This is a genomic window from Janibacter corallicola NBRC 107790 (assembly GCF_001570965.1).
GTDB classification, from domain to species: Bacteria; Actinomycetota; Actinomycetes; order Actinomycetales; family Dermatophilaceae; genus Janibacter; species Janibacter corallicola.
Map to the genome: position 1 here is coordinate 12,471 of NZ_BCSR01000012.1, position 18,645 is coordinate 31,115.

Annotated in this window: 19 protein-coding genes; 6 read left to right on the top strand and 13 right to left on the bottom strand. The window is 72.8% G+C overall.

What is annotated here, in order from left to right; all coding sequences use genetic code 11:
• Positions 1 to 35: 35 nt before the first annotated feature.
• On the bottom strand, positions 36 to 845 hold the full coding sequence (locus JCO01S_RS06740; protein WP_068252724.1) for a TrmH family RNA methyltransferase: 810 nt from the start codon (positions 843 to 845) through the stop codon (positions 36 to 38).
• 12 nt (positions 846 to 857) lie between these two features.
• On the opposite strand from JCO01S_RS06740, the gene JCO01S_RS06745 reads away from it, so the two are divergent.
• Positions 858 to 1,562, top strand: coding sequence for a phosphatase PAP2 family protein (locus JCO01S_RS06745; RefSeq protein WP_068252727.1), 705 nt, complete (start codon positions 858 to 860; stop codon positions 1,560 to 1,562).
• On the opposite strand, the gene JCO01S_RS06750 is transcribed toward JCO01S_RS06745, so the two are convergent.
• The 7 genes from JCO01S_RS06750 to JCO01S_RS06780 all read right to left on the bottom strand — a co-directional run bounded on the left by JCO01S_RS06750 (position 1,492) and on the right by JCO01S_RS06780 (position 9,085).
• The gene (locus JCO01S_RS06750) at positions 1,492 to 3,135 is read right to left on the bottom strand and encodes an ABC-F family ATP-binding cassette domain-containing protein (RefSeq protein ID WP_068252730.1); all 1,644 of its coding nucleotides are present in this window, start codon (positions 3,133 to 3,135) and stop codon (positions 1,492 to 1,494) included. The two genes, JCO01S_RS06745 and JCO01S_RS06750, sit on opposite strands and share 71 nt — an antisense overlap.
• Positions 3,136 to 3,371: 236 nt before the next feature.
• Complete coding sequence (locus tag JCO01S_RS06755; protein WP_068252733.1) at positions 3,372 to 4,172, bottom strand: HAD family hydrolase; 801 nt, start codon at positions 4,170 to 4,172, stop codon at positions 3,372 to 3,374.
• A gap of 81 nt (positions 4,173 to 4,253) precedes the next feature.
• Entirely contained in the window at positions 4,254 to 5,117 is an 864-nt protein-coding gene (locus JCO01S_RS06760; protein ID WP_068252735.1) for a siderophore-interacting protein, read from the bottom strand.
• Complete coding sequence (locus JCO01S_RS06765) at positions 5,114 to 5,974, bottom strand: ABC transporter ATP-binding protein (protein ID WP_084342706.1); 861 nt, start codon at positions 5,972 to 5,974, stop codon at positions 5,114 to 5,116. The genes JCO01S_RS06760 and JCO01S_RS06765 overlap by 4 nt, the downstream gene beginning before the upstream one ends.
• Positions 5,971 to 7,056, bottom strand: a complete 1,086-nt coding sequence (locus JCO01S_RS06770) for a FecCD family ABC transporter permease (RefSeq protein ID WP_068252740.1) — start codon at positions 7,054 to 7,056, stop codon at positions 5,971 to 5,973. The genes JCO01S_RS06765 and JCO01S_RS06770 overlap by 4 nt, the downstream gene beginning before the upstream one ends.
• Complete coding sequence (locus JCO01S_RS06775) at positions 7,053 to 8,042, bottom strand: FecCD family ABC transporter permease (RefSeq protein ID WP_068252743.1); 990 nt, start codon at positions 8,040 to 8,042, stop codon at positions 7,053 to 7,055. The genes JCO01S_RS06770 and JCO01S_RS06775 overlap by 4 nt, the downstream gene beginning before the upstream one ends.
• Complete coding sequence (locus tag JCO01S_RS06780) at positions 8,039 to 9,085, bottom strand: iron-siderophore ABC transporter substrate-binding protein (RefSeq protein ID WP_068252747.1); 1,047 nt, start codon at positions 9,083 to 9,085, stop codon at positions 8,039 to 8,041. The genes JCO01S_RS06775 and JCO01S_RS06780 overlap by 4 nt, the downstream gene beginning before the upstream one ends.
• Positions 9,086 to 9,281: 196 nt before the next feature.
• Here JCO01S_RS06780 and JCO01S_RS06785 point away from each other — a divergent pair, with 196 nt between their 5' ends.
• The 3 genes from JCO01S_RS06785 to JCO01S_RS06795 are packed head-to-tail and all read left to right on the top strand — an operon-like array spanning position 9,282 to position 12,357.
• On the top strand, positions 9,282 to 10,307 hold the full coding sequence (locus JCO01S_RS06785) for a Bug family tripartite tricarboxylate transporter substrate binding protein (RefSeq protein ID WP_068252866.1): 1,026 nt from the start codon (positions 9,282 to 9,284) through the stop codon (positions 10,305 to 10,307).
• Positions 10,304 to 10,852 (top strand): tripartite tricarboxylate transporter TctB family protein, encoded by a 549-nt coding sequence (locus JCO01S_RS06790; RefSeq protein ID WP_068252750.1) that lies wholly within the window; start codon positions 10,304 to 10,306, stop codon positions 10,850 to 10,852. Before JCO01S_RS06785 ends, JCO01S_RS06790 begins: the two co-directional genes overlap by 4 nt.
• Positions 10,852 to 12,357: a tripartite tricarboxylate transporter permease gene (locus tag JCO01S_RS06795; RefSeq protein WP_068252753.1), complete on the top strand. Its 1,506-nt coding sequence runs from the start codon at positions 10,852 to 10,854 to the stop codon at positions 12,355 to 12,357. Before JCO01S_RS06790 ends, JCO01S_RS06795 begins: the two co-directional genes overlap by 1 nt.
• Positions 12,358 to 12,359: 2 nt before the next feature.
• Here the strand turns inward: JCO01S_RS06795 and pyrE are convergent, their stop codons facing one another.
• Genes pyrE through JCO01S_RS06810 form a run of 3 tightly spaced genes read right to left on the bottom strand, consistent with a single transcriptional unit; the run spans position 12,360 to position 14,489 of the window.
• Positions 12,360 to 12,950, bottom strand: a complete 591-nt coding sequence (gene pyrE, locus JCO01S_RS06800; RefSeq protein WP_439645691.1) for an orotate phosphoribosyltransferase — start codon at positions 12,948 to 12,950, stop codon at positions 12,360 to 12,362.
• A 28-nt stretch (positions 12,951 to 12,978) separates the two neighbouring features.
• The gene (locus JCO01S_RS06805; protein ID WP_068252757.1) at positions 12,979 to 13,740 is read right to left on the bottom strand and encodes an SDR family NAD(P)-dependent oxidoreductase; all 762 of its coding nucleotides are present in this window, start codon (positions 13,738 to 13,740) and stop codon (positions 12,979 to 12,981) included.
• Positions 13,737 to 14,489, bottom strand: a complete 753-nt coding sequence (locus tag JCO01S_RS06810) for a dienelactone hydrolase family protein (protein WP_068252760.1) — start codon at positions 14,487 to 14,489, stop codon at positions 13,737 to 13,739. Before JCO01S_RS06810 ends, JCO01S_RS06805 begins: the two co-directional genes overlap by 4 nt.
• Positions 14,490 to 14,555: 66 nt before the next feature.
• Here JCO01S_RS06810 and JCO01S_RS06815 point away from each other — a divergent pair, with 66 nt between their 5' ends.
• Together JCO01S_RS06815 and JCO01S_RS06820 are read left to right on the top strand one after the other, a co-directional pair.
• Positions 14,556 to 15,395 carry an exodeoxyribonuclease III gene (locus tag JCO01S_RS06815; RefSeq protein WP_068252868.1) on the top strand — a complete coding sequence of 280 codons (840 nt, stop codon included), beginning with the start codon at positions 14,556 to 14,558 and terminating at the stop codon, positions 15,393 to 15,395.
• Positions 15,392 to 16,300 (top strand): alpha/beta fold hydrolase, encoded by a 909-nt coding sequence (locus tag JCO01S_RS06820; protein ID WP_068252763.1) that lies wholly within the window; start codon positions 15,392 to 15,394, stop codon positions 16,298 to 16,300. The genes JCO01S_RS06815 and JCO01S_RS06820 overlap by 4 nt, the downstream gene beginning before the upstream one ends.
• Here the strand turns inward: JCO01S_RS06820 and JCO01S_RS06825 are convergent.
• Together JCO01S_RS06825 and JCO01S_RS06830 are read right to left on the bottom strand one after the other, a co-directional pair.
• Positions 16,262 to 17,950, bottom strand: coding sequence for an MFS transporter (locus JCO01S_RS06825; RefSeq protein WP_245634352.1), 1,689 nt, complete (start codon positions 17,948 to 17,950; stop codon positions 16,262 to 16,264). The genes JCO01S_RS06820 and JCO01S_RS06825 overlap by 39 nt on opposite strands.
• On the bottom strand, positions 17,947 to 18,636 hold the full coding sequence (locus tag JCO01S_RS06830; protein ID WP_068252766.1) for an LppX_LprAFG lipoprotein: 690 nt from the start codon (positions 18,634 to 18,636) through the stop codon (positions 17,947 to 17,949). The genes JCO01S_RS06825 and JCO01S_RS06830 overlap by 4 nt, the downstream gene beginning before the upstream one ends.
• Positions 18,637 to 18,645: the final 9 nt, after the last annotated feature.

Below are 18,645 nucleotides of genomic sequence, written 5' to 3' on the forward strand. Positions count from 1 at the left end.
ACACAGCGCGCAGCCCCCGGAGTAATCGGGTACGGTCAGCCGGCCCGCCGCTGGCGGACCGCCTCGTAGACGACGATCGCCGCCGAGGTCGCCACGTTGAGCGAGTTCGCCTTGCCGGACATGGGGATCCGCACCCGATGGGCGGAGCGGGCGAGCGCGCTGCCGGTCAGGCCGTACTTCTCGGAGCCGACCGCGATCGCCACCGACCCGGTGAGGTCGACGTCGGTGTGCGCGACATCGGTGTCCGGTGTCGTCGCAACGACCGGCACCTGCTGCTCGGCGAGCCACCGCCAGGCCTCGTCGACCGAGGCGGCCGCGACGGGCACGGAGAAGACGGTGCCCTTGCTGGAGCGGATGACGTTCGGGTTGCCCCAGTCGGTGACCGGGTCGGCGGCGATGACGAAGGAGATACCGGCGGCGTCGGCGGTGCGCAGCATCGCGCCGAGGTTGCCGGGCTTCTCCACCCCCTCGCAGAGCAGGACCAGGGCGTCCTGCGGCAGCTCGATGTCGACGAGCCTCCGGCCGGGGGCGGCCACCCTGCTGAGGATGCCGTCGGGTCCCTGCCGGTAGGCGACCTTCTCGAAGGCGGTACGGCCGAGCTCGACGACCTCGGCGCCGACCCCACGGGCACGCTCGACGAGTGCGGCCCCGGCGGCACGGTCGAGCATGAGCTCCGGGCAGTGGAGGATCACCCGGGGCACGACGCCCGCGTCGAGGGCGAGGCCGGTCTCCTCCAGGCCCTCGAGGAGCGTGCTGCCGGTGCTCTCCCGGGCGCGGCGGCGGCGCAGCGAGATCAGGTCCTTGAGGCGTTGGTTGGACGGCGACGTGATGACGAGATCGGACATGGCAGGTCAAGCATGCCCCACAATCGGTGGGTGCTCATCGACCGCGCCGTCTCCGCGCTTCGCGTCCTCGGCGCCGGATCAGCCCTGCTGGCGCTCACCGGCCTCGTCGCCGTGCTCGGTGAACGGGTCATCATCCCCTCCGCGTGGGTCCGCTCGCTGGACGAAGGGGGCGTCGGCCGCGGCACCGGTGTGCTCACCGGCCACCCGGGGCTGGTCGACCCGGCCCACTGGTGGGCGGTGCTCAGCGGCCCGTGGGTCGTCCATCCGCTCGTCCTGGCCCTCGGGCTCCTGCTCGCGGCACGGCACCGGATCACGCTGCGCACCGCACTCGTCACCTTCTCGATCGGCATCGCCGGCGGAGTGCTCGGTGCGCTGTGCAAGGAGATCGTCGAACGGCCTCGGCCCGACGAGGCCCTCGTGACGCTCGACTCCTGGTCCTACCCCAGCGGTCACGCGACGAACATCGCCCTCGGAGCGGTCCTCGTCATCTCCCTCGTGCGGGCCGTACGCACCGTCTGGATCCGTTGGTGTGCAACGTTGCTCGCCCTCCTCGGCGCCGCGCTCACCGCGGCCGACCGGGTGCTGCTCGGCGTGCACCACGCCAGCGACGTGGCGGCCGGCCTGGCCCTCGGCACGCTCACCGCGGTCATCGGCCTGGCGTGCTTCCCGGCGCGACCTCGCCCAGACGCCCGGCCCGAACCTGCCAGCGACGGGTGATCCCGACCCGGGCGAGGAAGCCCTCGTCGTGGCTGACGACGAGCAGCGCCCCCTCGTAGGCGGCGAGCGCGTCGACGAGCTGGTCGACGCTGTCCACGTCGAGGCTCTTGGTGGGCTCGTCGAGGACGACGAGCTGCGGGGCGGGGTCCGCGAGGAGCACGGCGGCCAGGGCCACGCGGAAGCGCTCGCCCCCCGACAGCCCGGCGACCCGCTGGTCGGCGAGGGTCCCGCGGAAGAGGAAGCGCGCCAACGACGCCCGCACCTGCTGCGGTGACGCGGTGGGCGCCGCGGCCCGGACGGTCTCGAGGATCGTCAGGTCGTCGTCGAGGTCGATCCGCTGCGGCAGGTACCCGACCTCCTCCACTCGGCGGAGCAGCCGCGCGGCCGGCGGCACCGCGACGGGCTGCCCGACCACCTCCCGCAGGAGGGTCGTCTTGCCCGCGCCGTTGGGACCGGTGAGCGCGATGCGCTCCGGCCCGCGGACGACGAAGGGGAGGTCCTCCCCCTTCGTCTGCAGCTCGAGGACGGTTCGGCCGGCGGGGACCCGGGTGCCGGGCAGCGTGATCCGCACGGACCGGTCCTCCCGCACGCGGGACTCGGCATCGGCGAGTGCCTCCCGGGCCTTCCCGAGACGGTCGTCGTGGACGTCGCGGTGCTTGGCAGCGGAGCGCTCCGCGGACATCGCGCGCTTGCCCGCGACGATCCTGGGCAGGTCGCCGCGGGCCGCAGCCCGGTTGGCGGCGCGGGCGCGCCCAGCGAGCCCCAGCTCGGCCTCGATGCGGTCACGCTTCTCGCGGCGCAGCTGCTGCTCGGCGGAGCGGACGGCATCGGCCGCCGCCTGCTGCTCGACCGTGACCGCCTCGAGGTACACCGACCACGGCCCCTCGAAGGTGCGCAGCTCGCTCCCGTGGACCTCGACGATCCGGTCGACGTGCTCGAGCAGCTCGGTGTCGTGGCTGACGACGACGAGCGAGCGACCGGTCGGCCAGGCGTCGATCGCGGTGACGAGGCGGGCACGGGCCTCGCGGTCGAGGTTGTTGGTCGGCTCGTCGAGGAGCGCGACGTCGGCGCGCTGCAGCTGCAGCGCCGCCAGCCCGACGGTGACGACCTCGCCCCCGGAGAGAGTGCCCAGGGTCCGCTCGAACAGATCGGCGTCGCCGGTCAGGCCGAGCGTCGCAAGAGTGGAGAGGGCCTCCGCCCCGATCGACCAGCGGCCCTCGGCCAGGTCGAAGTCCGCCTGGTCGAGCGACCCGGCCTCGATCGCGGCGATGGCCCGCAGGACCGGCGCGATGCCGAGCGCCTCGGCGACCGTGCGGCCGGTGTCCCGGCCGAGCTGCTGCGGCAGCGTCGCGACGGTGCCCGCGACGTCCACGGTGCCCGAGGTCGGGGTGAGATCACCGGTCATCAGACGCAGCAGCGTCGTCTTGCCGGAACCGTTGCGACCGACGAGGCCGGCGCGGCCGCGGCCGAAGGACCCGCTGACGTCATCGAGGACACGGGTGCCGTCGGGCCAGTCGAGGGTGAGGTGGGTGAGGGTGACGAGGGCGTCCGCCCCCGGGGTGGGTGCTGACACGGAAGATCTCCTGCCGTCGCGGCGGGCGCGCCGACGGGACGCGCGGTGCGTGGGCCGCGGTCGGTCGCGCTGGTCAGTCGCGGGAGATCTGGTGCCGCATCGGGCGGGTCATCACCTTCGGGCCGTGGGTACCGGACGCTGTCACCGACCGGTCGGACCCGCCGAGGGTAGGGCTCTCCCCTCGTCCGGGCAAGCGGTCTCAGCCGGCGGGGTGTTCCGCGCAGGCCGAGCAGCCCTCACGCGCTGTCGAGGAGCGGACGCAGGGCGTCGGCGAGCCCGTCCTCCTCGACGCCGCCGGTGGTCTCGTCGGCGGCGGCGACGACCTCCTCGGGCGCGCCGCCCATGGCGACCCCGCGCGCGGCCCAGCGCAGCATCTCCAGGTCGTTGCGCTGGTCCCCGGCGGCGAAGGTCAGGTGCGGCTCGATGCCCAGTCGTCGCCGGACGAGCTCGAGAGTGGCGCCCTTCGAGACGCCCTCGGGAGCGAGGTCCAGCCAGGCGGTGTACCCGACGGCGTAGCCGACGCCGTGCAGCCCGACCGCCTCGACGAGGTCGACGAAGTCCTGGCTGTCCCCCTCGGGGTCGTGGAATGTCACGCGGGTGGTCGGCTCCCCCACGAGCTCCTCCCACGGCACGACCCGCTGCTCGCCCCAGAGGACGCCCTCGGGGTAGGGACGCTCGACCTTGAAGCCGGAGCCGACCTCCTCCACCGCGACGAGGATGTCCGGTGCGTGCTTCTTGATGAGGGTCATCGCGGGCCGCGGGTCGAAGGTCACCGTCTCGCTCACCCGGTAGCCGTGGGGCTCCTGCGGGTCGAGCGTGACCGTGACCGCCCCGTTGGAGCAGACCGCCCAGCCGTGGGTGAGCTCGAGCATCTCCAGCACGGGTGCGGTCGCCACGACCGAGCGTCCGGTGGCGATGACGACGTGGTGACCGGCCTCGGCGACGGCGCGGACCGCCTCCCGGGTCGCCGGTCGCACCCGGCCGTCGTGGGTGAGGATGGTTCCGTCGACGTCCAGCGCGACGAGGTGCGGCTCCATGCCTGCACGCTATCCGGCGGTGGTGGCCGGCGAAGGGGGCGCCCCCTCCGCCGGCCACCGGCCCCCTTCGCGCCCACCGGGTCAGCCGCGGGCGGCGCCGAGCTTCCAGTAGCCGGAGAAGGTGATGTCGCGCTTCTCCATCCCGACCGAGACGAGGTGGCGGCGCACGGACGTGGCCAGGCCGGCCTCCCCGCAGGCCCACGCGTAGTCGAAGCCCTCGGTGAGCGAGGGGTCCGCGGTGAGCGCGGCGAGCACCGCGGTGCCCGGGTCCTCGTCGCCACGCAGGTGGACGGTGACCTCGGCCGGGAGGTCGAGCCCCTCCAGCATCTCTGCTGCGGGCACCTCGACGTGGACCTGCACCGCGTCGCCGAGGCCGGGCAGCCTGCGACGGGAGCGCTCCTGCAGGATCGCGAGCAGCGCGGGCACCGCGGTCTCGTCGGCGACGAAGAGCTGGCGCGCCGGGTCGAAGGCCGTGTACAGCGCTCCGCCGGAACGGAACCCGACGGGGTCCCCGACCTTCGCGCGCACCGCCCACGCCGACCCCGGCCCGGCGTCGCCGTGGGTGACGATGTCGACGTCGAGCTCGCTCGTGGCGCGGCGCAGCTCCCGCACGGTGTACCAGCGCAGCCCGGGCTGCTCCTCCTCGGCCATCTCGGCCACCGCCGCTCGCACGTTGATCCGCTCGGCGTCGGGCAGGTGCAGCCGTCCGTCGGCGCCCGGCATGAGCAGTCCGAAGTACTCGTCCGGCCCGGCGAGGGCGTACTGCCCGAACTCCGGTGCGGCGAGGGTGATCCGGCGCATCGAGGGGTTCAGGTCCGTCACGGCGGCCACGGTGGCCTCGAACTGCACGTGCCCGTCGCGTTCGGCGACGGCCGCCATCGAACGGCGGTTCCACACACGGGCCGCCCCGTACAGGGCGCGGTCGGCCAGCTCGGCGATCTTCATGGGTGCTCCTGGTTGGCTCGGGGCAGGACGACCGGGGTCCCAGTGTCCGGGTCCTGGAGGATGCGGCAGCGCACGTCGAAGACCTCCTCGACGAGCGACTCGGTGACCACCTCGCCGGGGGTGCCCTGTGCGACGAGGGCACCGTCGCGCATGGCCACGAGGTGGTCGCTGTAGCGGGCGGCCATCGCGAGGTCGTGCAGCACCATGACCACGGTCGTGCCGCGGCCGCCGTTGAGGGTGCGCACGAGGTCGAGGACCTCGATCTGGTGGGCGATGTCGAGGAAGGAGGTCGGCTCGTCGAGCAGTAGGATCTCCGGCTGCTGGGCCAGCGCGAGGGCGATCCACACCCGCTGGCGCTGCCCGCCGCTCAGCTCCTCGACGACCCGCTCGGCCAGCGTCGTCGTGTTCGTCAGCTCCATGACCTCGGCGACGACCGCGTCGTCCTCACGACTCATCCGGCGCAGCAGCCCCTGGTGCGGGTGGCGCCCGTGGGAGATCAGCTCCGCGACGGTGAGTCCCTCGGGGGTCATCGGGGCCTGGGGCAGCAGACCGATCTGCCGGGCGACGGACTTCGTCGGGATGCCGGCCAGGGAGCGCCCGTCCAGCAGGACGCTGCCGGCCTTGGCCGGCAGCAGGCGCGCCATCCCGCGCAGCAACGTCGACTTGCCGCAGCCGTTCGGCCCGACGATCGCCGTGACGGCACCGTCGGGCACGCTCAGGTCGAGGCCCTCGACGACCGTGCGGTCCCGGTACCCGAGGGCCAGGCCCTCGGCGCGGAGGCGAGGGGGGCTCCCTTCGCCGGTGGGGGCCGACACCGGCGTCGTCGGGGTCTCTGGGGTGGTGTGCAGGGCGGTCATGCGGTCTCCACGCGGGTTCGGGTGACGATGAGCCAGATGAGGAAGGGGGCGCCGGCGAGGCCGGTGACGACGCCGACGGGCAGATTCGAGCCGCCGGGCACGAGGTAGGCGGCGACGTGGTCGGCGACGAGGACCATCAGCGCGCCGATGAGCGCGATGTCGACCAGACGGGTCCGCCCGCGGTGCAACCGGCGTCCGATCGGCCCGGAGAGCAGCGCCACGAAGGCGATCGGCCCGCAGACCGCGCAGGTGCCGGCGACGAGGAGCACCACCCCGAACATGGCCAGCGCGCGGTGGCGTCCGGCGGCGACCCCGAGACCGGCGGCGAGGTCGTCCCCGAGGAGCACCACCCGCAGCTGCCGGTGCAGGAGCAGCATCGCCGGGATGAGGATGGCGACGAGCACGGCCAGCCGGCCCAGCTGCGGCCAGGTGACGGAGGAGACCGAGCCGGTCAGCCAGACCATCGCCTCCGAGAGCCGGTAGACGTCGGCCCGCAGCAGCACCCAGTGGGTGAGCGCCACGAGCAGGGCCGCGCAGCCGACACCGACGATGACCAGGGCCTGGGTGTTGCCCCGCCCGGCGCCGCCGCTCATCCCGACGAGGAAGGCCGCGACGGCGGTGGCACCGAGGAAGGCCGCGACGGTCACGCCGGTCCCGTCCAGCCCGAGGACGACGAGGGAGAAGACCGCGGCGGTGGAGGCACCGCCGCTCACCCCGAGGATGTCGGGGCTGGCCAGCGGGTTGCGCATGAGGTCCTGCATGATCGCCCCGGCGACCGCGAGCGCCGCGCCGGCGAGCAGGGCGCCCACCGCGCGCGGCAGCTTGGACTCCATGAGGATGAAGGTCGCCCCCGGCACGTCGGCGCCGCCGATGATCCGCACCGCGTCCGGGATGGTGATCGTGAAGTCCCCCAAGGTCACCCGGACCACGAAGGCCGCGAGCACGAGCACGAGGAGGACGAGCGTGCGGCGCAGCGCCCACCGGGCGCGGCCGCGGCGGACCCGGCGGACGAGGTCGGCCGGGCCGGTGCCGGACGGCGATCCGGCCGCCGGGGCGGTGCTCGGGGTACGGAGGGTGGTCACCGGCGTACCGCCCTTCGCGCCAGCAGGATCAGCACGGGAGCGCCGACGACGGCGGTCATGACGCCGACCTGGATCTCGCCCGGCGGGGCGACCACCCGGCCGAGGGTGTCCGCGGCGACGACGAGGGCGGGTCCGAGCAGGAGGGCACCCAGGAGCAGCCGGCCGTGGTCCGGCCCGCCGAAGAGGCGCACCACGTGCGGCACGGCGAGTCCCACGAAGGCGATCGGTCCGGCGACCGCGCAGGCGGCGGCGGTCAGCAGCAGGGCGCCGAGGAGGGCGGCGCCGCGGGCGAGGACGACGCGCTGGCCGAGCGCCCGGGCGATGTCGTCGCCGAGGGCCATCGCGTTGAGGGTGCGCGCGGAGGTGAGGGTGAGGAGCAGCCCGATGAGCACGAAGGGCAGCACCGGCCAGAGGATCCCCGCGTCCTTGCCGGCGACCGATCCCACCTGCCAGTAGCGGAAGAGGTCCAGCGCGGCGTCGTCGGTCACGAGCAGACCGACCATGATGCTCGAGCAGGCGGCCATGATCGCGGCGCCGGCGAGCGCGGTGGTCATCGGCTGGTGGCGAAGGGGGACGGTCAGGCTGACCGCGTGCACGAGGGCCCCGGCGATGATCACCCCGACCAACGCGGTCCACAAGTAGTCCAGGACCCCGTCGAGCAGCCCGATGCGGATGCCGATGACGACGAGCAGCGCTGCACCGGAGTTGAGCCCGAGGATCCCCGGCTCGGCGATCGGGTTGCGGGTCAGGCCCTGCAGGACCGTCCCGGCGAGGGCGACGCAGGCCCCGACGACGACCGCGATGAGGGTGCGGTCGACCCGGGCGCCGATGATCCCGGCGGCGTCGTTGCTCCCGCCGCGCACCGCCGAGACCGCCTGGGCGAAGGGGACCGACTCGGCCCCGACGAGCACCGACACCACCACCGCCGCCACCAGGAGGAGCAGCCCCCCGGCGGCGATCGCGGTGGTGCGCGCGGCGCCCGTCATCCGTCGCTCTTGCCCTTGACTGCCTTGGCGATCTCGGGGACGAACTTCGTGACGGCGACCTCCATCGACAGCGGCGACGGCGAGGAGAGCGTCGTGGAGACCTGCCGGTCGGCGGAGGCGACGTAGTGGCCCTTCTTGATCGCGGGGATCTCGCCGAGGAGCGGGTCCTTGGTGATCTTCTCGATCTGCTCCTGGCCGTCGGCGTAGAAGATGAGCACGTCGGCCTTGATGTCACGGGCCTTCTCGGCGGAGATGGAGAAGAAGAACTTCTCGCCCTCGGAGTGCTTGGCCACGAGCGGGCCGTCCTTCATGCCGAAGCGTCGCAGCAGCTGCGGACGCAGGTCGTTCGTGGTGTAGATGTCGATCTTGGACAGGTCGGTGGGGACGATCGAGGCCCAGGCGACGGTCTTGCCCTTGATCTCGGGGTACTCGGCGATCCCCTCGTCGATGACGTCGTTGGTCTTCTCGAGGAGGTCCTTCGCCTCGTCCGGCTTGCCGAGCGCCTTGCCGATGATCGTGATGCTGTCCTCCCACGGGGTCGCCCAGGCCAGGTCGGGGTAGGCGACGGTGGGGGCGATCTTCGTCAGCTTGTCGTACTCCTCCTTCGTCATGCCGGAGTTGACCCCGAGGACCAGGTCGGGCGAGAGCTTGGCGATCTCGGCGACGGGGATGCCGTCCGCGTCGTCGTAGCGGGTGATCTCCGCGTCGGGGTCGATCTTCGCCACGGCCTTGTCGAACCACGGTGTCGAGCCCCGCTTGTTGCCGCCCCAGGTGATCTTCGTGGCGCCGACCGGCACGACACCGAGGGCGGCGACGACGTCCTGGTCGCTCCAGCCGACGGTCGCGACCCGCTTCGGGGCCTCGGTGATCTTCGTCTTGCCGTGGGCGTGCTCGACCGTCACGGGGAAGGCGCCGGGCTCGGCCTCGCCGGCGCCGCCCGAGGCCTTGGTGTCCGAGCCCTCCGTCGATCCGGTGGAGCAGGCGGTGAGGGCGAGCAGGAGCGCGGGCGCGGTGGCGATCACCGCGCGGCGGTTCGGGGACACAGGGGACCTTCCGTCGAGGAGTTAAGGCTTGCCTAACTTATGATTCCCTCCCTGCCCGACGCAACCCCGGCGCGGGATCGCGGCGGGCGGAAGCCGCCGCACCACCGTGGCGCCCTCGGATGATTACACTCGCAGTGACGCAGAGCACATCTGGCAGCCCCCTGCCGCGACGCGCAACGGACCAAGGAGTCACCTCATCTCACCCGACGACGGCGGCGTCGACGATGCGCCACCAGCTGCCCACCCGTCCCGACGACGCGCACTGGGCATCGGCTTCGGCGCCCTCGCCGTCCCCGTCATCGGGGCGGCCGGGTACGAGTCGGTCCGCGCCGCCGACCAGGGGACGAGCGTCCGGTCGAACCTGACCCTCATCGCCCCCGCCGCGGCCGGTGGCGGCTGGGACACCTTCCAACGGGAGATGCAGGAGGCGATGCGTGCCAACCGTCTGGTCGGCAACGTGCAGGTCCTCAACATCCCCGGCGCCGGCGGCACCATCGCGGTCGGCAGCATGAAGAAGCGCACCACTCCCAGCTACCTCATGGTCGGTGGCACCGGGCAGATCGCGGCGACCGCGCAGTTCGGCACGCCCTCCCGGATCACCGACCTGACCCCCGTCGCCCGGGTCGTCGAGGAGCTCTTCCTGGTCAACGTCCCGGCCGACTCGCCCCACAAGGACCTGGACTCCCTGGTCCGGGCGTGGCGCAAGGACCCCAAGAAGATCGCCTGGACCGGCGGGGGGTCCTCCGACCAGATGGTCATCACCGAGCTCGCCCTCGCGGCCGGGATCGATCCGGCAGACATCACCTACATCCCGTCCTCGGGCGGCGGCGAGGCCATCCAGGCGATGCTCAACGGCACCGCCCAGGCCTCCTCGGGGGGCTTCCCCGACATCTACCCGCAAGTCCAGTCCGGGCGGCTCCGAGGGCTGGGCGTCGCCTCGAAGAAGCGGCTGAAGGGGGTCGACATCCCGACCATGCCGGAGCAGGGGTACGACGTGACCCTGACGAACTGGCGCGCCCAGTTCGCACCGCCCGGCGCGAGCAAGGAGGACGTGGCCGAGCTCGTCCGGCTCATGGAGGAGACCACCGCGACCGCCGAGTGGAAGGACGCCGTGGAACGCAACTACTGGGTCGAGGTCCCGCTCTCGGGCCAGGCGTTCGACGAGTTCATCCGGGCGGAGATCGACAAGATCGGTTCCCTGATCGAGGAGATGGGCGTATGACGTCGACCGACACGAGGGACGACCGACCCGGGGGCCCCGCCGGGCCCGAGTCCCCCACGAAGGGCGGGTTCTGGCACGGCCGCTCCGCCTTGGTGATGCCGGCGATCATCGGCGCCTTCAGCCTCTTCCTGCTCATCGGGAGCGCGCTGCTGGAACCGGGTGAGGCAGAGTTCCCCGGACCCCGTTTCGTCCCCCTGATCGTCGGCGGCACCGGGCTGGTCCTGGCCGTCCTCCTGGCGGCAGGGGTGCTCCGTCACCCCGAGCCGGTCGACGACCCGACTCCCGGGGTCCACCGCACCTATTCCGACTTCGGCGCCCTCGCGTGGGTGGCCGGCGGGTTCCTCGCCTTCGCGCTGCTCCTGCCCCATCTCGGGTGGATCCTCGCCGGCGCCCTGGTCTTCTGGTGCACCGCCCGCGGCTTCGGCTCCCGCCGCCCCCTCTTCGACGTCCTCGTCGCGCTCTTCCTGAGCTCGATCATCTACCTCGTCTTCGGCACGGCGCTGGGCCTGAACCTGCCGTCCGGCATCCTGGGAGGTGGCTTCTAGTGGACACCCTCGAGCTGCTGATGCAGGGCTTCGCCGGAGCCCTGACGCCGGCAAACCTCATGTGGGTGGTCATCGGCTGCCTGCTCGGGACCGCCGTCGGCGTGCTGCCGGGCCTGGGCTCGTCGATGGCGGTGGCCCTGCTGCTGCCGATGACCTTCGCCCTGGACCCGACGGGAGCCTTCATCCTCTTCGCCGGCGTCTACTTCGGTGGCCTCTTCGGCGACTCCACGATGGCCATCCTCCTGAACACACCCGGACAGGCGTCGGCCATCGCCTCGACCTTCGAGGGACACAGGATGGCCAATTCCGGCCGCGCCCCGCAGGCCCTGGCCACTGCGGCGATCGGAGCGTTCATCGGCGGCATGGTCTCCTCGGTGCTCGTCGTCTTCGTCTCGCCGAGCCTGGTGGAGTTCTCCGCGATGTTCGGCCCCGAGGAGTTCTTCGCCCTGGCGATGTTCGCCTTCATCGCCACCTCCTCCGTGGTCTCGGACAGCGTCCTCAAGGGCCTGGCCTCGCTGGTCCTGGGGGTCGGCATCACCGTCATCGGCGTCGACTCCGTCTCCGGTGTCGAGCGATTCACCCTCGGGATGCCGCAGCTCTTCGAGGGGATCTCCCTGGTGACGGTCACCGTCGCGATCCTCGCCCTGGGCGAGGTGCTCTACATCGCCTCCCGCGTGCGACGTGACAGGGACGACCTCAAGGTCCGCAAGGCCGGACGGGGATTCCTCAGCCGTGGGGAGTTCCTCGAGGCCGCACCCGCGTGGGGCCGCGGCACGCTCATCGGGCTGCCCTTCGGGGTCGTTCCCGCCGGCGGGGCCGAGATCCCGACCTTCATCTCCTACGACGTCGAGCGTCGCCTCGACCGGCGGCGCAAGCGCCCGACGTTCGGCACGGGCGCCATCCGCGGCCTCGCTGCACCGGAGGCAGCCGGCAACGCCACGACGGGCATGGCGATGGGCGCCCTCCTGGCCCTGGGTCTGCCGATCTCGGCGACCGCGGCGATCATGCTCGCTGCCCTGCAGCAGTACGGGCTGCAGCCCGGGCCCCTCCTCTTCGAGCAGAGCGCGGACCTCGTGTGGTCGCTGCTGGCCAGCTTCTTCATCGCCATGGTGGTCCTGCTGGCCATCAACCTGCCCTTCGCCCAGCTCTGGTCGAAGCTCCTGCTGATCCCCAGCCCGTACCTCTACGGCGGGATCACCCTCTTCTGCGGCCTCGGCATCTACGCCACCGCGGCGTCCGTCTTCGACCTGGTCCTGCTGCTGGTCATCGGGATCCTGGGCTTCGTGATGCGCCGCTACGACTACCCGTTGGCGCCGCTGATGATCGGCATGGTCCTCGGGCCGCTGGCGGAGACGTCGCTGCGGGACGCACTGCTGGCATCGGTCGGCGACCCGACCACCCTGGTCACGGGCTGGATCACCCGGGGGATCTACGCGCTCCTGCTGGTCGTCGTCGGCACCTCCGCGTGGAGCGCCCTGCGCAAGCGCACCAAGCGCGACGTCTGAGGTCAGGTCAGGCCCAGGTCGGCCAGCCCGAAGGCGTGCCGGTACTCGAACCCGGCCTCGGCGAACTTGTCCGCGGCGCCGGTCGCGCGGTCGGCGATCGTGGCGACCGCGACGACCTCGGCACCCGCCTCGCGGGCGGCGGTGGCGGCCTCGAGCGGGGAGGCGCCGGTCGTCGAGGTGTCCTCGACGACGAGCACCCGGCGACCCGCGATCGAGGGCCCCTCGATCCGCTGCTGCAGCCCGTGCGCCTTGCCCGCCTTGCGCACGACGAAGGCGTCCAGGCGCTCCCCCTTCGCCGCGCCGGCGTGCAGCATCGCCGTGGCGACCGGGTCGGCGCCCAGGGTCAGCCCGCCGACGGCGTCGAAGTCCAGGTCCGAGGCGAGGTCGAGCATCACCCGACCGACGAGCGGGGAGGCCTCGCCGTCGAGGGTGACGCGGCGCAGGTCGACGTAGTAGTCGGCCTCCTTGCCGGAGGAGAGGGTGACCCGTCCGTGGACGATGGCCTTGTCCTTGATGATCTGCAGCAGGCGGGCGCGGTCGGCAGCGATGTCAGTCACGCCCCGCAGTCTCCCACGGCCCCAGGCCCGCCCCATCGATCTCCCTCGCCGGTTCGTGGGCGGTTCACTTCCGCCGGTGCAGTGCGCTGACCCGGGGATTGCGCACCAGAGTGCGTGGGACGTGGCGCAGGAGGCCCACGACCGCCTTGTACTGCGGGCTGGGCACCGAGGTGGCCTTGCCCGAGTCGGCGTCGTCGAGCGCCTCCCGCACGAGCGCGTCGGCGGCCAGCCAGAAGGGGCCGGTGCGCTTCTTGTCGATGCCCGCGCGCTCGTGGAACTCGGTGCGGACGTACCCGGGCAGCAGCAGTGTGGCCGTGACGCCCGTGCCCGCGAGCTGCCCGGAGAGGGACTCGGTGAAGGTCGTGACCCAGGACTTCGCCGCGGCGTAGGTGCCGCTGGCCAGCAGGCTCGCGACCGAGGAGACGTTGATGATCCGCCCGCTCCCCCGGTCGGTCATCGCTCCGGCGGCCGCGTGGCTGAGGACGAGGACTGCCCGCACGAGCACGTCGAGCAGCTGCTCCTCGTCCACGAGGTCGGCCTCCGGGAAGGGGGCGCCCAGTCCGTAACCGGCGTTGTTGATCAAGAGGTCCACCGGGTGCGCGGGGTCGCGCAGCCGCTCCGCGACGCGTTCCAGCGCATCGCGGTCGGACAGGTCCGCCGGCAGCACCTGCACGGTCACGCCGTGGGCTTCGCCCAGCTCGGCTGCGAGCGTATCGAGGCGGGTCTCGTCCCGGGCGACGAGGACCAAGTCCTCTCCCCGGGTCGCGAGCTGGATGGCGAACTCCCTGCCGATGCCGGCGGTGGCGCCGGTGACGAGCGCGCTCATGAGCCCAGCTGCGCGTCGAACAGCTCCCGCAGCTCCCGGAAGTGCCGCTCGGCGCCGGCCTCCTGGTAGCTCGAGGTGTCGCTCATCGTGTAACCGTGCGGGGCGTCCGGGTAGACCGCCGTCCGCGCCGACAGCCCGTACTCATCCAGCGCCGCGTCGAGGCGCGCCACGTCCTCGGGCGGGTTGGTCGTGTCGTGGTCGGCGTGGCCGTAGACGAAGGCCGCCGTGGATCCGGCGAGCCGCAGGTGCGGGCTGTCCGGCTGGTCGGTGGCGATCTGCGCGCCGTGGAAGCCACCGCAGGCCGCGACGCCCGGCTCGAGGCCGGCGACCCGCGTGGCGAGCTTCGCGCCCATGCAGTAACCGGTCACCCCGATGGGCCCGTCCGCCACGCCCTCGAGGCCCCGCAGGGCCTGCACGTAGTGGGGCGCGTCGGCCTCCATTCGCTCACCCGTCAGCTCGGCGAGCAGCGGGCGCGTGACCTTGCCGTAGGAGGCCCGCTGGTCCGGGTCGCTCAGGTCGGCGTCCGGGGAGGGGCGGGTCTGCTCGGCGCTCCCGGAGCGGTAGAAGGTGTTCGGCGCCAGCACGACGTATCCCCAGGAGGCGATCCGGTCGGCCATCTCCTCGATCCGGGGCCGCAGCCCGATCGCGTCCATGCACAACAGCACGCCGGGATGGGGCGCGTCGTCGGGTCGGGCGACGACGGCCTCGGCGGTGCCGTCGGCGGCGGGGATCTCGATGAGCGGTCGCATGCCCTCGACGCTACGACCTCCGGACCACGGCGGCCACCCCGAGGCCCGCCGGTTAGTGTGGCGACCGTGCGACTCGCGACCTGGAACGTGAACTCCATCCGCTCCCGCATCGACCGCGTGGCGGCGTGGCTGCAGCGCAGCGACGTCGACGTGCTGGCGATCCAGGAGACGAAGGCCAAGGAGGACCAGTTCCCCCACGACCGCTTCACCGAGCTCGGCTACGAGGTGGCCCACCACGGCCTCAACCAGTGGAACGGTGTCGCGATCGTCTCCCGGGTCGGCTTGGAGGACGTCCAGATCGGCTTCGACGGCGACCCGGGCTGGGGTGACCCTGTCGCGCCGGAGGCGCGCTCGATCGGCGCCACCTGCGGGGGCGTCCGCGTCTGGTCCCTCTACATCCCGAACGGGCGCGCGCTCGAGGACCCCCACATGGACTACAAGCTCACCTGGCTCGAGCAGCTGCGCGGGCGCGCCAACGAGTGGGCCGCCGACGGCACCCCCCTCGCCCTCTGCGGGGACTGGAACGTCGCCCCGCAGGACGAGGACGTCTGGTCGGTCGAGTACTACGAGGACAAGACCCACATCTCCGCTCCGGAGCGGGCGGCCTTCAACGCCTTCCTCGAGGACGGTTTCACCGACGTCGTGCGCCCCCACGCTCCCGGGCCGGGCACCTACACCTACTGGGACTACCAGCGCCTCGCCTTCCCCAAGAAGCGTGGCATGCGCATCGACTTCGTCCTCGGCTCCGCACCCTTCGCCGAGCGGGTCACGGGCGCCGAGATCGACCGCGAGGAGCGCAAGGGCAAGGGCGCCAGCGACCACGCGCCGGTCATCGTCGACCTGGACGGAGATGCCCCGATGAGCGAGGACCCCCCGGCCCGAGCCTCGAAGGGGGGCGCCGCGTGACCTCGCCGACCGCGGCACCCGAGACCCTCGGGTCTCCGCCGCGCGTCACCGTCGAGGTCCCCGGTGGCGCCCGCGTCGCCGTCTTCGACCACCCCGCGCCGGAGCCGGCCCCCGGCACCCCGACCGTGGTGCTCGCCCACGGCTGGTGCCTCACCCACGAGACGTGGGACCCGGTCGTCACCGAGCTGCAGCACCGGCGGCCCGATGTGCGGGTCCTCACCTACGACCAGCCCGGTCACGGCCTGTCCACGTCCGCGGACTCCCGGCGGGCCGAGATCACCCACCTGGGCCGGACCCTCGAGGCGGTCCTCGCCGACCGCGTCCCGGACGGGGAGCTCGTCCTCGCCGGCCACTCCATGGGAGGGATGACCGTCATGTCCCTCGGCGCCCTCGCCCCGGACCTGCTGGCCCGCCGGGTGCGCGGTGTCGGGCTCTTCGGTACCGCCGCCCACCTGGGGCACCGGCGCGGCCTCCCCGGCGAGCGGTTCGTCATCGGCCTGCTCGCCCACCTGCCCGCCACGGCGAAGGGGCTGCCGACCGTGCCCGCCCTGACCGCCCACAACCTCTTCGGGGACCACCCCGACACCGCCGCGGTCCGCGCGGTGAGCCGGATGACCCGCCGCACCCGCGCGAATGTCGTTGCCGACTGGTTCGGCGCGCTCGGGCGCATGGACCTGCGGGAGTCGCTCTCCCCCTTCGCCACGATCCCGACGGTGCTGACCACCGGAACCCGGGACCGGCTCACCCCCGTCTCCGCGGGCCGGCGCACCGCCGCGGCCATCCCCGGGTCGACCTTCTGGTCGTTGCCGGGGGTCGGGCACATGCTCACCTACGAGGCCACCGACGCGGTGGTCGACCGGCTCGGGCTACTCCTCGACGCCGAACCCGCGGGCCAGCGAGCCTGAGCCCTCCCGGCGCCGGATCCCCAGCAGGGCGAAGGAGATCACCGCGCCGACGAAGGCGGCGATCGCGGCACCGATGAAGACGGTGTGCACCTGCAGCAGCGCGGCGTCGAGCAGCGCCCGGCCGGAGGTCTGCTGGGCCTCCGGGAGCGCCTCGACGGCCTCGTAGTAGCGGTGCAGGCCGACGCCGGTCAGCAGCGCGAGCCCGACGACCATGCCGACCATCCGCCCGACGACGACGAGGCTGCTCGCGCTGCCGTGCACGTCCTGCGGCGAGTCGGCCAGGGCTGCGTCGTTGACCGGGGCCAGCGCCATCCCGAGCCCGAAGCCGACGAGCGCGAGCAGCACGGTCGCCGAGGCCTGCTCCAGCGACCCGCGCTCCCAGCCGGACATGAGGACCAGGCCGACCCCGCCGATGAGCAGCCCGACCCCGGAGGAGAGGCCGTCCCCGACCCACCGCAGGATCCAGCCACCGACGACCGCGCCGACGGGGACCGCGACGAGGAACTTCACCAGCTCCATCGCGGCCTCGGTCTGGCTCCCGTCGGTGGTCAGGCGGGAGAAGAGCGGCACGTCGACGACGACGGCGACGAGCGCGACGCCGACGAGGAAGGAGACGAGCAGCGCCCAGCCGGTCCGCCCCCGGACGGTGCCGCGCGGGATGAGCGGCTGCTCCGCGCGTTGGTGGCGCCACAGGTAGCCGAGCGCGGCGACCACCGCGACCGGCAGCAGGGCGTACCCGAGCGGGCCGACGACCTCGGTCTCCGGGTCGGCGCTGGAGAAGGTGAGGATGACGCACCCGAGCGCCGTGCCGAGCAGCAGCGCGCCGGGAAGGTCGCTGCGGCGCAGCGGCGGCCACCAGCGACGGTGGGACGCCACGACGAGCCCGAGGGCGAGCAGCGCGGTGACCAGTCCGATCGGCGTCAGCAGCCGCGAGTCCCCGTCACCGAAGGGGACGAAGGGGATCCCGAGGTAGACGTCCGTGGCGAGGGCCGGTGGCGCGGCCAGCGTCAGCCACAGCAACCCGACGGTGAGCGCACCGACCGCCGTGAGCAGCGCGGGCGGCCGACCGACGTCGCCGGCGACGGCCGCGACGCACACGGCCATGACGACGCCGAGGACGGCGTTGAGCCAGAAGATCGCCCGCCAGTCCGCGACGAGCAGGACCGCAGCGCCCAGCAGCGGGCCGAGCACGGAGCCGAGCTCCTGGACGGCGCCGACCAGGCCGAGCGGGAGCCCCCTTCGCCCGGGGGGCCAGAGGTCGGCGACCAGGGCCAGCGTGGCGGGGACCAACCCTCCGCCGCCGACGCCCTGGACGACGCGACCGGCGACGAGGACGTCGAGGTCGACGGCGAGCGCGGTGACGCCGGAGCCGACGACGAAGACGAGGAGGCACCCGAGCAGGATCCGGGAGCGGGAGACGACGTCGGCGAGACGGCCGATGAGCGGCAGCACCGCGACGTAGCCGAGGAGGAAGCCGGAGATGATCGGCGCCGCGCGCTGCAGGTTGTCCAGCCCGAGGCCGACCCCGTTCATCATGTCGGTCAGCGCGAGGACGACGACATAGGTGTCCGCGGCGGCGAGCGCGACCGCGGTGGAGGCCACCGCGAGCAGGACGCGGGGGCGGGCACCGGGCACCGGGACGGTGCTCACGTGGGTCGGTCGATCTCGACGGACTTGCCGTAGTCGGAGATCTTCAGGGTGAAGGTGGTCTGCTTCTCCTCGTAGAAGTTGCCGGTGATCTCCACGGTGCGCAGCTCACCGCTGTCCGGCTCGATGCCGTAGGTGACGTCGAAGTCGTCGGCGCCCTTGCCGAGCAGGAAGAGCCGCTGGATCTCCGTGGCCGGCACCGTGCCGGTGTACTCCTGCAGGACGGTGTCGCCGGAGCGCACCCGCTCGCCCTCCTCGGCGCCGGTCGTCTTCTCGAGGACCTGGTCGACGCCGGAGCCGGCGCGGAAGAACTCCGCGGGGTTCGGCGAGCCGAGGTCGGCCATGTCCACGGGGTTGTAGTCCTTGGTGAAGAAGGACATCCACGTGTCCTTGTCGATGGCGATGATCTTCACGCCGGCCGAGTTGCCCTTGATGACACCGGTGACCTGGCCCTTGAACTTCGGGGTCTTCGCGTCGATGATGCCGGACCCCTGGGCGGCGGAGACACCGTTGCGCCCCTTGGGGATCGCGCTCTGCTCGAGGTCGAAGACCACCGACTTGCCGCTCGTGAAGCGCTTGCGCGCCGTGGCGAGCGCCTCCTTCGGCGGGGTGGCCTCCTCGAAGGCGGAGCAGCCGACGGTGCCGATGACGGCCAGCGGAACGGCCGTGAGGAAGGAACGACGTCGCATGGGGTCAAC